The sequence below is a fragment of the Pseudoalteromonas sp. SR45-1 genome, assembly GCF_014163655.1.
Classification (GTDB): Bacteria; Pseudomonadota; Gammaproteobacteria; order Enterobacterales; family Alteromonadaceae; genus Pseudoalteromonas; species Pseudoalteromonas distincta.
This window is the reverse complement of the sequence record NZ_JACJDR010000001.1, coordinates 341,250-354,154: the sequence shown is the minus strand read 5'-3', so window position 1 is coordinate 354,154 and position 12,905 is coordinate 341,250. Positions and strand designations below refer to the sequence as shown.

Annotated in this window: 12 protein-coding genes; 8 read left to right on the top strand and 4 right to left on the bottom strand. The window is 39.1% G+C overall.

The window, feature by feature from the left end:
- The first annotated feature begins 91 nt into the window (after positions 1–91).
- The gene (locus H5089_RS01605; protein ID WP_182711313.1) at positions 92–1,999 is read left to right on the top strand and encodes a beta-ketoacyl synthase; all 1,908 of its coding nucleotides are present in this window, start codon (positions 92–94) and stop codon (positions 1,997–1,999) included.
- Positions 2,000–2,180: 181 nt separating this feature from the next.
- Positions 2,181–3,206, top strand: a complete 1,026-nt coding sequence (locus H5089_RS01600; protein ID WP_182711312.1) for an energy transducer TonB — start codon at positions 2,181–2,183, stop codon at positions 3,204–3,206.
- 62 nt (positions 3,207–3,268) lie between these two features.
- Here the strand turns inward: H5089_RS01600 and H5089_RS01595 are convergent, their stop codons facing one another.
- Positions 3,269–4,453 carry a DUF1624 domain-containing protein gene (locus tag H5089_RS01595; RefSeq protein WP_182711311.1) on the bottom strand — a complete coding sequence of 395 codons (1,185 nt, stop codon included), beginning with the start codon at positions 4,451–4,453 and terminating at the stop codon, positions 3,269–3,271.
- A 149-nt stretch (positions 4,454–4,602) separates the two neighbouring features.
- Positions 4,603–5,019 (bottom strand): MgtC/SapB family protein, encoded by a 417-nt coding sequence (locus H5089_RS01590; RefSeq protein WP_002960738.1) that lies wholly within the window; start codon positions 5,017–5,019, stop codon positions 4,603–4,605.
- A gap of 513 nt (positions 5,020–5,532) precedes the next feature.
- Between H5089_RS01590 and H5089_RS01585 the strand changes: the two genes are divergently transcribed.
- Positions 5,533–5,907 (top strand): hypothetical protein, encoded by a 375-nt coding sequence (locus H5089_RS01585; protein WP_096792994.1) that lies wholly within the window; start codon positions 5,533–5,535, stop codon positions 5,905–5,907.
- Here H5089_RS01585 and fghA read toward each other — a convergent pair.
- Both fghA and H5089_RS01575 read right to left on the bottom strand, forming a co-directional pair.
- Positions 5,861–6,703, bottom strand: coding sequence for an S-formylglutathione hydrolase (gene fghA / locus H5089_RS01580; RefSeq protein ID WP_096792995.1), 843 nt, complete (start codon positions 6,701–6,703; stop codon positions 5,861–5,863). The two genes, H5089_RS01585 and fghA, sit on opposite strands and share 47 nt — an antisense overlap.
- 72 nt (positions 6,704–6,775) lie before the next feature.
- Complete coding sequence (locus H5089_RS01575; protein ID WP_002960732.1) at positions 6,776–7,897, bottom strand: S-(hydroxymethyl)glutathione dehydrogenase/class III alcohol dehydrogenase; 1,122 nt, start codon at positions 7,895–7,897, stop codon at positions 6,776–6,778.
- A 134-nt stretch (positions 7,898–8,031) separates the two neighbouring features.
- Here H5089_RS01575 and H5089_RS01570 point away from each other — a divergent pair, with 134 nt between their 5' ends.
- The 5 genes from H5089_RS01570 to H5089_RS01550 all read left to right on the top strand — a co-directional run bounded on the left by H5089_RS01570 (position 8,032) and on the right by H5089_RS01550 (position 12,782).
- On the top strand, positions 8,032–8,904 hold the full coding sequence (locus H5089_RS01570; protein WP_182694990.1) for a LysR family transcriptional regulator: 873 nt from the start codon (positions 8,032–8,034) through the stop codon (positions 8,902–8,904).
- A 147-nt stretch (positions 8,905–9,051) separates the two neighbouring features.
- On the top strand, positions 9,052–10,269 hold the full coding sequence (locus tag H5089_RS01565; protein WP_024595632.1) for a lipoprotein-releasing ABC transporter permease subunit: 1,218 nt from the start codon (positions 9,052–9,054) through the stop codon (positions 10,267–10,269).
- Positions 10,262–10,960, top strand: coding sequence for a lipoprotein-releasing ABC transporter ATP-binding protein LolD (gene lolD, locus H5089_RS01560; protein ID WP_007375330.1), 699 nt, complete (start codon positions 10,262–10,264; stop codon positions 10,958–10,960). The genes H5089_RS01565 and lolD overlap by 8 nt, the downstream gene beginning before the upstream one ends.
- Positions 10,950–12,194 carry a lipoprotein-releasing ABC transporter permease subunit gene (locus H5089_RS01555; protein ID WP_182692978.1) on the top strand — a complete coding sequence of 415 codons (1,245 nt, stop codon included), beginning with the start codon at positions 10,950–10,952 and terminating at the stop codon, positions 12,192–12,194. Before lolD ends, H5089_RS01555 begins: the two co-directional genes overlap by 11 nt.
- A 117-nt stretch (positions 12,195–12,311) precedes the next feature.
- Complete coding sequence (locus tag H5089_RS01550; RefSeq protein ID WP_182694991.1) at positions 12,312–12,782, top strand: DUF1456 family protein; 471 nt, start codon at positions 12,312–12,314, stop codon at positions 12,780–12,782.
- Positions 12,783–12,905: the final 123 nt, after the last annotated feature.

The window sequence follows — 12,905 nt, the reverse complement described above, 5'->3', positions numbered from 1 at the left end:
GCTGAATATTTGGCTATTAAAGCACAATGCGTGGTGCATAATCCATTTAAACTGCCTCTTCTCCTTATAACACGTTTCTAAAAGGTAAATTATGACAGCATTACCCGTTATAGTAGGCATGGGTGGCATTAACGCCGCTGGCCGTACTTCTTTTCATCAAGGTTATCGCCGTATCGTGTTAGATAGTTTAAATGCTCAAGATCGCAGTGAAACATTTTTAGGCCTCGCCACACTGATGAATCTAGTAAGCGTTGTAAACGGCCAATTACAAGATACACAAGGTAATAATGTTGAGCAAAGCGACATAGAAGCACGCTTTGGTGAGCAAATTATTGCTGGTACACTTATTCGTAAAATTGAAAAAGAACACTTTGATGCCGACGCAACACCGTGGCAGCAAAAAATGACACTAACCGCATCAAGCGATAACGCAATTGTGTTTGAAACGCGCGCTCGCGACTTACCTGCACCAGTTCCTGCTAGCTGGCAAGTTGAAGAGCTTGAAGGCAAAAAAGTTAAAGTAACTATTGCAGCCGACTTAGACGTAAAGCACGACTCAACACGCGATAACCCAATTAAATCTGCTGGGCAATTTCCGACTGGGTTTGATCCATCAGTTATGTATAACAGCCGCTATCAGCCTCGTGGTTTGCAAGCCACTATTTTTGCAGCTACAGATGCGATTAAATCAACAGGGCTTGATTGGCAGCATATTATGAATAGCGTAGAGCCAGATAAAATTGGTACCTATTCAGCATCGGTAATTGGCCAAATGGACGACAAAGGCCTAGGCGGTTTAGTAAAGGCGCGCCAACAAGGCGACCGTGTTAGCACTAAGCAGTTAGCACTGGGCTTAAATACAATGTCGACCGATTTTATAAACGCCTATGTTACGGGCAATGTAGGTACTACATTTTCGACCTCGGGCGCATGTGCAACGTTTTTATATAATTTACGTGCAGCGGTTAATGACATACAAGCAGGGCGTACACGCGTTGCGGTTGTCGCAAGTGTTGAGTGTGCTATTACACCAGAAGTTGTAGAAGGCTTTGGTAACATGAGCGCACTTGCAAACGTTGAAGGGCTGCGTCGTTTAGATAACTTATCAAATGATGAAGAACCAGACTACCGTAATAGCAGCCGCCCATTTGGCGATAACTGTGGCTTTACATTAGGTGAAGGCGCGCAAGTTGCTATTTTAATGGATGATGCTTTAGCCCTTGAGTTGGGCGCTGATATTATGGGCAGCGTACCGGATGTGTTTGTCAATGCAGATGGCGTTAAAAAGTCGATTACGTCACCTGGCCCAGGTAATTATATTACCATGGCAAAATCAGCCGCACTTGCTAGCAGCTTATTAGGTAAAGAAGCACTGCAAGAACGTAGCTTTATTTTAGCCCATGGTTCTAGTACACCGCAAAACCGTGTAACAGAGTCTTTGATTTATCATAAAGTAGCGCAAACGTTTGCTATTGATAACTGGAAAGTAACAGCGCCAAAAGCGTATGTTGGCCATACTATTGCACCTGCAAGCGGTGACCAGTTAGCGATTGCGTTAGGCATATTTAGTCATAATATTATGCTGGGTATTACCACAATTGATAAAGTGGCTGATGATGTTTACACCGATCATCTTGATATTCGTAATAGCCATTACGAATGCGCCGATATGGATATTGCTTTTATAAATTCAAAAGGCTTTGGCGGTAATAATGCAACAGCTACCGTACTTTCACCAAAAGTAACAATGCAAATGCTCGCTAAGCGCCATGGCGATGATGTTATGACTAGTTACACACAGAAAAATAGTGTGGTTAGCGCTTCGCAGAAAACGTATCAAACGCAAGCTGATTTAGGCCAGTACGAGCTTATTTATCGTTTTGGCGACGGACTTATTGACGACAACGACATTGTAATAGACGAGCAAAGTATTCAGTTACCAGGCTTTGAAAAAGCAATTACGTTTAGCACAACAAACTCCTATCAAGATATGTTTTAAGCACACATACTTGTTAGCAAGGCGCTTTTTAAGCGCCTTTTTTAATGTCTCAAATATATTTATCTATTAAGTTTTTTCTAAGTTAAGCTCATTAAATGAACTAATTTTTTGTATTTACACTTGCTTTTATATGGATCGTTTGTTTCTATTATATAAACACTATCTAGGATGGATAAAATCGATGAAAAAACTCATATTAGCGCTTTCTTTAACTTCTGCTTTTACTCAACTCCCTGTGTTTGCTGACGACTTTGTCCCTGCAGAGGTGATTAATAAAAATTACGATCAACTTACTAATACCTCACCGCGTGCGTCTCGATTAGAAGGAATTAATTTAAGTAGTTATCTTGTTGATGAAAACGGCCAAGTGAGCGATATCGAAATTGTAGCTACAGCTGGTCAAAAAAAGTATCAAAGAGAAGTAATGGACTACGTGTCTAAGCTCAACTACAAAAGTGCAAAATTAAATGGCGAGACTATACCTGTAGCAAAAACTATTACTGTAAGTTCGCAAAATTTACATGCTGGTTTTTCAAATGATAAAGCGTCTCGCGGCTTTTTTAATGATTATGAACAAGCTAGTAAGTTAATCGATGAAAAGAAATACGATGAAGCGAAAAGCCGTATTGATGAGTTAGAAAACGAACATACGAAAAATACGGTTGAGATTGTTTTGCTTGCATGGCTTAAAAGCCAGCACAGTTATTTTGTACAAGACTGGAAGAGCTTTGATCAGCACATCAACGAAGCATTTTTATTTCGAGGTAACCTACCAGATCAAATTCAAAAGCGTGTGATAAAAAATGCATTACAATGGTTTATATCAAAACAAGATTATGTACGTGCCTATGACGCAATAGATGCGTTAGGCAATATTGAATCCATCACTTTTACACAGCAAAATAAGGAGCAGTTATTAGCTCAAGTTAATGACATTTATAAAAGTTCTGGCGATATAAAACAACAAATAGAGCTATTGCCTAAGCAGGCGGTATTACCTTTATTGTCAAAAAGTGAAGTAGCGCTTGAAGCGCAAATGCCGCTAACTAAAGTCCAGTTACGCTGCGAGAACAAAGTAATAAATTACGATACAAGCACAATTGATAAAATTGTAATTTCACAAAACGATGTGCGTTGTGGATTATTAATTAAAAGCGCTCAAGCACAAACTGTTACGCTAAAGCAAAGTGGTGATAGCTTTTTATAAGTTTTACGTATTGGTTAATGACATAAAACCCCGCAAATATTATGCGGGGTTTGTGTTTTTACTTATATATATTTAGCAATTAAGCTATGTTTGTGGCTTCGCTTCCAAACAATGTATCGCTTAGCGAGTAGGGTTGTTAGTCCTATTACAACGGCTATAAATAAAAGTGTTGCTGTGTAACTCATGCCATAACCTTCAGGCAAACCAACGAGAGTATCTGCGTAGGTCATATCGCTAAAATTGAAGCCAAGAATAGGTATAAGTAACCAAGCAATAGCATGTAATAAATACAAATGCACAAGGTATGAAAACATACTTGTTTTACCCAGTACTTGTAAAAAGTTATGCGAAAACTCGGTTTTTAAACCACTTAATGCCTTTAAAGAAATAAGCCCAAGGCCAACAGTAAGTAACATAAACTGCAGCGAAAGCGGATACTTTGTTGGGTTTAGAAACGACATAACAGTGAGTAATGAGCTTGTATGTATAGCAAACTGTGACATATCACCGTATAAGTTAAATCCACGTAAAACGCCATAAAGCGCAAGGCAAGTAACGCCTAATAATAATGCGTGATTCATCACTTTTTTACTGTATTGTTGCGCTTTGTAATAAACACCAGCGCAATATGCCAATGCCATTAAGCCAACAATGGGGGCAACTGGGTAGGTTGTTCTAATTTGAAAATCAAAAGGGAGATCAAGTACATTTTTTTGATGCGCAATGGACCAAGCAGTATGTGCAAATGTATTAGGCTCAAAGCTTGTTCCATCAAATAAATTATGCCCAAACACGAGTAATAAGCCTGCTACAAAAATGGCATAAATGCCCAGGAAACGCAGCAGTCCTAAAATAACAAAGCCCCAGCCGATAGCCCAAATAACTTGTGCGTATAGCATTGGGTATAATGGGTTAAAGCTCCAAGACCACGAAACAATAGTAAATTCAAACAAAATTAGCACTAAACCACGAATAATCAAGCTTTGTGAAAATGCTTTAGTGGATACATATTTATGCTCTGTTATAGCCGCAGATAGACCTGCTAAGAATACGAAGAGTGGTGCGCAAAAGTGAGAAACAAAACGCGTAAAAAAGGTAACGGGATCAGTCCCTGGAATGGTCATCGGATCGGTAACTGAGTAATTAAGGCAATAATACATACCATGGTCAATAACCATAAATATAATTATAATGCCCCGTAATATATCAATATGATGTAAGCGGTTATCGGTTGAAGGTAGCGACATAAGAGAGCTATATAGAGTGATTTAAAACTGCATTTATTATATGTTATATTGTATCAAATTGAAATCGTGTATTTATATTTTGCCAGTGATTATACACATGTAATACGACCAATATCTGCTCGCATTACTTGTAATAATACAGCTAATTATCACTTAAACTTTTTTACATACCTTAGCGTTATAAAATTAATAATGGCAAGCAAAATGGCTATTTCGTAACGGCTATAGGCTACAGCTATACCAATTAAGCCCATATTCCAAATACTGGCTGCGGTTGCTGTACCGGAGGTTGATTTGTTATTTTTCAAAATTGCACCACCGCCAATAAAACCAATGCCAGTAATGATGCCTTGCAACATTTTAGATTGAGCTTCTGCGCCATCTAAAACCGACATCGCTATTAATGCATACCCACACGATGCAACAGCAACAAGAGGAAAGGTACGAAGGCCTGCACCATCATGGCTACGCTCTCTGTCGTAAGCCATAGGTAGCGCAAGTAGGTATGCAATACCTAAATGTATTAAGTTATCGATGATTTCATTCCACTGTAAATCAATTTCCATTATTGAGCCTATGCGGGTTAATTTTGTTAATAATAAGCAAACAGTGGGCCATTGCATAAATAACTAATAATCAATGGTTTATTGTAGGAAGCTGAGTTTAATAAAAATTATTGAGGAAACTTTTACATGTTTTTATTACTATTTTACGCGATAGTTAATTTGATCTGAGTTTTAAAGCCCCGTATTCTTTTATCATACCTAAAAGACACCTATGTGAACCTTTTGCCTTTAAATAAAACATTAATCACACCCACTAAACTTGAAAAAACAGCGTTACTATTTTGCGCTGGGTTATCTGTTTTTGCTTTTTTATTTCTTGAACTTCTCACAGAACACTTACAACCTACCATTAATAAAATTTTAGGTTATTTAGGGTCGCCATTTTTTATATTGCAGCTGGTGGGTGTTACAAGAAAGTTTATAAATGATTTTAGGTAGTAATACTTACATTTTTTTCCAGAGTTACAATAAAAAACGTATACAATTTAGATAATATTTTGTTAAGGATGAATGATGAAAACAATTATTGTACTTTTGTTTTTTTATTGCCTTTCTGGCTGTACAGTTGCGGGCGCTATTATTGATGGGCAAGCACAATCTCAGGCGCGTAATGATAAAAATAGTATTAGCCCGGCACAGTCAACACCTTATAAAAACCCACTAGAGCCAGTACCTACAGATAAAAACGGATTTAACTTTACTGATATGGGATTAAAGATAGATTCGGCTCTTGTTAGCCTAGTTAAAGGGGAAAGCACTACTACGCAAGTATGTAGGCAGGTCACTAAAAGTCTAAAAGAGTGTGTAGAGGTAGAAAAGTCATCTCTACACACTAATGAGGCTAAGCAGTTAAAAACTGATGATGAAATAATAAGTGTTGGTCAATAAAGCTGCTTATAAAAAAGTAGCTATGATCGTAGCCTGCTTGCATTTCAAGTGTAAGCGGGTAGCTTTTTTTATCAGCAATAGCGACCAAGTTTTCTGGCTTAAGTTGTTCTTGTAAAAAACCATCGGCATCACCTTGACTCACTAACATGGGTAAGTAATGAGCTTGCTCTGCGTTTTTCATCAGCTCGCAGCTGTCGTATTGCTTCCAAAGCGCTTTATCATTTCCTAAATAACCAGTAAATGCTTTTACACCCCAAGGGCATTCAATCGGATTTACAATAGGGCTAAAAGCCGAGGCACTTACAAAAGCAGTCGGGTTTTTAAGTGCGACCATTAATGCACCGTGCCCGCCCATAGAGTGACCACTAATTGCTTTTGTGCTTGTTACCGGAAAATGTTGCTCTATCAATGCTGGTAATTCACTAACAACATAATCGTACATATTAAAATGGGTGTTGTAAGGAGCTTGCGTGGCATTTACGTAAAAGCCTGCGCCTTGTGCAAAGTCGTAGCTGTCTTCATTGGGTACGTTTTCGCCACGCGGGCTAGTGTCAGGCGCTACAATAGCAATACCCAGCTCTGCTGCTTTTTTAAATGCACCGGCTTTTTGCATAAAATTTTCGTCGGTACAGGTTAATCCCGATAACCAATAAAGTACCGGTACTTTATTTGCTTCACTTGCGCCAGGTGGTAAAAATACGGCAAAGCGCATAGTGCAATGTGTACTTTGCGAGCTGTGAGTATATTGCTTATGCCAACCGCCAGACACTTTTACACTTGAGATATTTTCTAACATACTTAATCCTTAAAAGCCGTAAACTTAAAAGTATTACGGCTTATTAATAAGCTATTTTACGAATGCAGTTTATTAGTAATGAATGACTGTACGAATACTTTTGCCTTCGTGCATTAAATCAAACGCTTCGTTAATATCTTCAAGGCTCATTGTGTGAGTAATAAAGTCGCTAAGAGCAAATTCACCTGCCATGTAACGCTCAACAATTTCAGGGAGTTGTGAACGGCCTTTAACGCCACCAAATGCACTACCACGCCATACACGCCCAGTTACCAGCTGAAACGGACGGGTTGATATTTCTTGGCCTGCACCTGCCACACCAATAATGACCGACTCACCCCAACCTTTGTGGCAACACTCAAGCGCTGAGCGCATTACGTCAACATTACCGATACATTCAAACGAGTAGTCAACGCCGCCATCTGTCATTTCAACAATAACTTCTTGAATTGGCTTGTCGAAATCTTTTGGGTTAATTAAATCAGTAGCACCTAGTTTTGTAGCTAAATCGAATTTAGTGGTGTTTATATCAACACCGATAATACGACCTGCACCAGCCATTTTTGCGCCAATAATCGCAGACAAACCAATACCGCCTAAGCCAAATATAGCAACAGTGTCGCCAGGCTTTACTTTAGCTGTGTTGGTAACTGCGCCCATGCCCGTTGTTACACCACAGCCTAGTAAGCAAATCTCTTCTAGTGATGCTTCTTTATTTACTTTAGCAAGTGAGATTTCTGGCAATACAGTGTACTCAGAGAACGTTGATGTACCCATGTAGTGATAAATTGGTTGGCCATCTTTAAAAAAGCGTGTAGTGCCGTCTGGCATTAGGCCTTTACCTTGTGTTTCGCGCACGGCTGAACACAGGTTAGTTTTACCTGAAGTACACATTTTACATACGCCACATTCTGCAGTGTATAAAGGAATAACATGATCCCCCACTTCAACACTCGTTACGCCTTCGCCAACTGCATAGACAACACCAGCGCCTTCGTGACCTAAAATAGCAGGAAATATGCCTTCAGGATCTTGTCCTGATAATGTAAATGCATCAGTATGACACACACCTGTAGCGGTAATTTTTACCATAACTTCGCCTTTTTTAGGCATCATCACATCAACTTCTTCAACACTAAGTGGTTGATTAGGACCCCAAGCAATGGCAGCTTTTGATTTAATAAATTCAGACATGTGTTTTATTTCCTTTAACTGGCTATTAAAAAATAATTGTAGACCCAATTTGCTTGGGTGATGGGCTTATTGTATTTGTTTCTCAAATAATGATAATCTCAATTTTATTAAAACACTTTTACAGTATGGTAATAATGGCACGTTGGGATGGAATTGATGAGTTTATAGCGGTTGGTGAAGAGGGCAGCTTTACTGCGGCTGCAAAAATGCTTGGGCTTTCGGTTGCGCATATTAGCCGCCATGTTACGGCGCTTGAGCAACGTTTAAATACCCAGCTTTTAACTCGTACTACTCGTAAAGTGGTTTTAACTAAAGAAGGTGAAGTGTACTTACATCAAATAAAGCACTTACAACACGCTATGGACGAGGCAACTCAAGGCCTTGCTCAGCAACAAAGTACGCCTAAAGGTAAAATAAAGCTCACAGCACCAGTTATGTACGGAGAGAGCTTTATTATGCCCATAGTGCATAATTTTATGAAGGAGCATCCCGAGGTAGAAGTTGTTGCCACACTAAGTAACGAGCAAGAAAACTTATTAGAGGGCGGATTTGATTTAGCCATAAGGTTAGGGCATTTAAAAGATTCGAGCTTAAAAGCGCGTAGGTTAAGTGCGCGGCGTTTTATTATGTGCGCTGCACCGCAGTATTTAACGCGATTTGGTGAGCCGCATACTTTAGGCGAGCTAAACAGCCATGAATGTTTAATTGGGAATAGTAGCTACTGGCGCGTAAACGAAAATGGGCGCGATAAACACATTAAAATAGCAGGGCGGCTACAGTGTAATAGTGGTTGGGCGCTGGTGGATGGCGCAAAAAAGGGGCTCGGTATTGTACAACTCCCAGACTACTACATTGAAAACGAAATTAACTCAGGGCAATTGGTGCCTATTTTAACACCCTATCAACCACAGCAAGAAGGGGTATGGGGCGTATATCCACCAAGGCAGTTTGTGGCGACTAATGTACGGGTATTGCTCGATTATTTAGTTAAAGGGCTGAAAGCTTAATCGCGAATTAATGGTTAAGCATGTATTGCTGTAAATATAGCCAAGTATCAGATTTTTAAATTATTTCTTACATTTTACGCCATACCCAAAGGCACTTTTTTCGTGCTACTATTGCTCAATACTTTTACGATAAGTGTTAAAAATAATATGTTTCAACCGGTTAGCTTATTTATAGGGCTTAGATATAGTCGCTCCTCTAAAGGAAATGCGTTTATATCGTTTATTTCGTTTTTTTCTATTGCCGGTATCGCTATTGGTTTAATGGCATTATTTACGGTAAGCAGTGTAATGAACGGGTTTGAAAATAGCCTAAAAACCAATATGCTTGGACTTATTCCGCATGTTGAAGTTAGCGCAGGTAAACACACTGCCACCCAAATGGGCACCCTTAAAACCGACCTCGAACAATCTCCTTATGTTGATCATGTAAGCTTATATCGCCACGGCGAAGCTATTTTGCAAACGAATAAAGACTTGCACGGCGTTTTACTACAAGGCCTTTATAACGACAGCGGGTCTTTGTATAAAATTACCGATAAAATAGTGCAAGGCGATTGGAAAACTGTATTAAACAAAAATTACAACATTGCTATAAGCCGTTATTTGAGTCGTAAATTAGGCGTTAGCGTGGGTGATAAGCTTCGCGTTATTATGCCTAATGCTTCAACATATACACCTCTTGGACGAGTACCCAGCCAGCGTTTATTTAAAGTGGCCGCAATATACGAAACCGGATCTGAGATAGATATGGCACTTGCGTTTACAAGTGGCGCTTCACTACAACGGGTATTAAAGCTGGATAAAAACACTGCCCCAAATTTAAGTGTTTCATTGCACGAACCTTTCGAACTAGATGAATTTATTGAAGCAAGCCAACGTATTTTACAAGATCATAATTATAGTGATTGGCGCAGTACCCAAGGTACTCTATTTGCAGCCGTTGCTATGGAAAAGCGCATTATGTCTATGTTGCTTGCCCTCATTGTATTGGTGGCTGTATTTAATATTGTATCGGCATTAACCATGATGGTAAGCGAAAAACAAGGTGAAGTGGCCATACTACAAACGTTAGGTTTAACGCCTTCGCAAGTGCAAAAAGTGTTTATGGTGCAAGGCTTATATAACGGCGTAATTGGTACAGCAATAGGCGCATTTTTAGGTGTAATATTTAGTTTATATATAAATGAGCTACTTGCATTAGTGGGCTTAAACTTATTGGCAGGTATAGAGCTTCCGGTAAAATTTGATATTTTGAGTTTAGTAATAATAGCGTTTGCCAGTATTGCTATGAGCTTTTTAGCTACCTTATATCCTGCGCGTAAAGCCGCAAAAGTAAAACCAGCAGAGGTATTACGTTATGAATGATTTAGTAATTAGTTGTGAAAATTTAAGTAAAGTTTATCAAGATGGCAGCAACCAAGTTGAAGTATTAAAAGGTGTTGATTTAGCGCTGCAGCAAGGTGAAATGCTCGCTATTGTAGGGAGTTCTGGCTCTGGTAAAAGTACGCTTTTACACATACTTGGCACATTAGATACCGCAAGCTCAGGTAGCGCTAAAATTAAAAACCAAGAAGTTGCAAAACTTTCGCGAACAGAGCAAGCCGCATTTAGAAACCAAAACTTGGGCTTTATCTATCAATTTCATCACTTATTAATGGAGTTTAGCGCAGTCGAAAACGTGGCTATGCCATTATTAATTAAAGGCTTGAGTGCAAAAGAAGCCAAAGCTCAAGCGCTCGATATGCTCGAAAAAGTAGGCCTTGCACATCGCAGCTCGCATAAACCGTCTGCGCTTTCTGGTGGAGAGCGCCAACGCGTAGCTATTGCCCGTGCACTGGTTACAAAACCTGCGCTTGTGCTTGCTGATGAACCAACCGGTAATTTAGATAAACAAAATGCGATTAAAATTTACGATTTAATTAATGAGCTTAACCAAAGCTTAAACACCAGTTTTGTGGTAGTTACACACGATTTAGAACTTGCCGATAAGCTGGGCAAAATAGCTTATTTAGACGATGGAAAACTAGCTATTAAAGAGTCGCAGCATGTTGCTTAGTGCATTTTTAAGTAAACGTTTTAGAGCCTATTCAGGCCACAAAGATGAAAAAAACGGCTTTGTTAGTTTTATCGCTAAAGCGTCGACTATTGGTATTTTATTAGGTGTCGCGGTTTTAATTGTGGCGCTGTCGGTAATTAATGGTTTTGAGCAGCAACTAGTACATAGATTACTAAGTGTTGTGCCACAGGTTGAATATGTAGCACCAAGTAGACCCATCGCGAATTGGTCGCAAAAAATTGAGGATTTACAAACACAACCGCATGTAACAGGGGCTGCGCCATTTATTGCAGTGAATGGGATGGCGCAATATAAAAGCCAGCTAAAAGCGATAGAAATTCGAGGTGTTGAGCCATCACTAGAGAGTAATGTATCGGCGGTAAATCAGTTTACCAGTGGTAAATTAGTCAGCCAGCTAGGCCTGGATGACGTTATTTTAGGCAAGCAAATAGTAAAACAGTTAGATGCCAAAGTAGGCGATAACATTACATTACTTATTCCGCAAATTAGTCAAAAAGGTCAATCATTATTAGCGCCTAAACGCGTAACACTTAACCTTGCAGGTGTTATAGAAATGGGCGGACCGATTGATAGTACCGCTGCTTTTATACATCTTAACAAAGCACAGCAAACATTGGGTTACGATGAAACCCAAGTAACAGGGCTGCGTTTAAGTGTTGATGATGTGTTTTCGGCGCATCAAATAGCGCTAAGAGTGGGCCAAACTATTGACGACTACGTGTATATTTCTAGTTGGTTTAGAACCCAAGGCAGCCTTTATCAAGATATTCAAATGGTGCGTACCATTGTTTATATTGTGGTGTTTTTAATTATAGCGGTAGCCAGTTTTAATATTGTCTCCTCCTTGGTGATGGAGGTACGCGAAAAACAAGGCAATATCGCAATTTTAAAAACCATGGGCGCGAAAGACAGTACTATTTTAGCCACCTTTGTAATGCAGGGCTTAATGCAAGCATTTGTAGGCGTGGCACTAGGAACACTAATTGGTGTGGTATTAGCGCTTAATATAAGTGAGCTTTTTACGTGGATAAGCCAATTATTTGGAGCCAATCCACTTGAGGGCGTTTATTTTATAGAGTTTTTACCAAGTAAATTAGTACTTGAAGACATTGGTATTACAGTGATTGTTACGTTTGTGCTTGCGATACTTGCCACTATTTATCCTGCATGGCAAGCAACGCGCGTAGATCCTGCCAAGGTGCTTGGTAACTAGGTATAAGAAGCTCAGATAAAAATTAATAGGGTGGTATTAGTAAACCTGTTAAACTAGGTGCTTATATAAAATTAAGCAATAACTGCTTGGTTGCTATACCTCACTTTGGGATTTACTTTGACTAATAACGATATTTTACGCCGCATTCGCTACACTTTTAACTTAACTGATACTGCTATGGTCAATGTTTTTGCATCAGCAGAGCATACGGTCACCAAAGAGCAAGTAATTGCATGGTTAACTAAAGAAGGTGAAGAGGCTTTTACCCCAATAAGTGATACTGAGTTTGCAAGCTTTTTAAATGGGTTTATTAATACCCAACGTGGCAAACGCGAAGGTGAGCAACCAGAGCCAGAGAAAAAGCTAAACAACAATATTATCTTTATGAAGCTACGTATTGCTTTAAATATGAAAGCAGAAGATGTTATAGCAACACTTGCACTTGTTGATTTTGATTTAAGTAAGCATGAGTTAAGCGCATTTTCTCGTAAAGTAGATAACAAACATTACCGTGTTTGTAACGATCAAATATTACGTTTGTTTTTAACCGGCGTACAAAAGCAGCATCGTCCAGAAGAGTCTGCTTAGTAACTGGTTTTAGCTAATTAGCTTTTAGTTAATGGGCTTGTGTATGTGCAATGCTACATAAAGCCTATTATCAATGGTAAACCCCAACACTTAATAATTAAATACATTTATAACAACACCAAG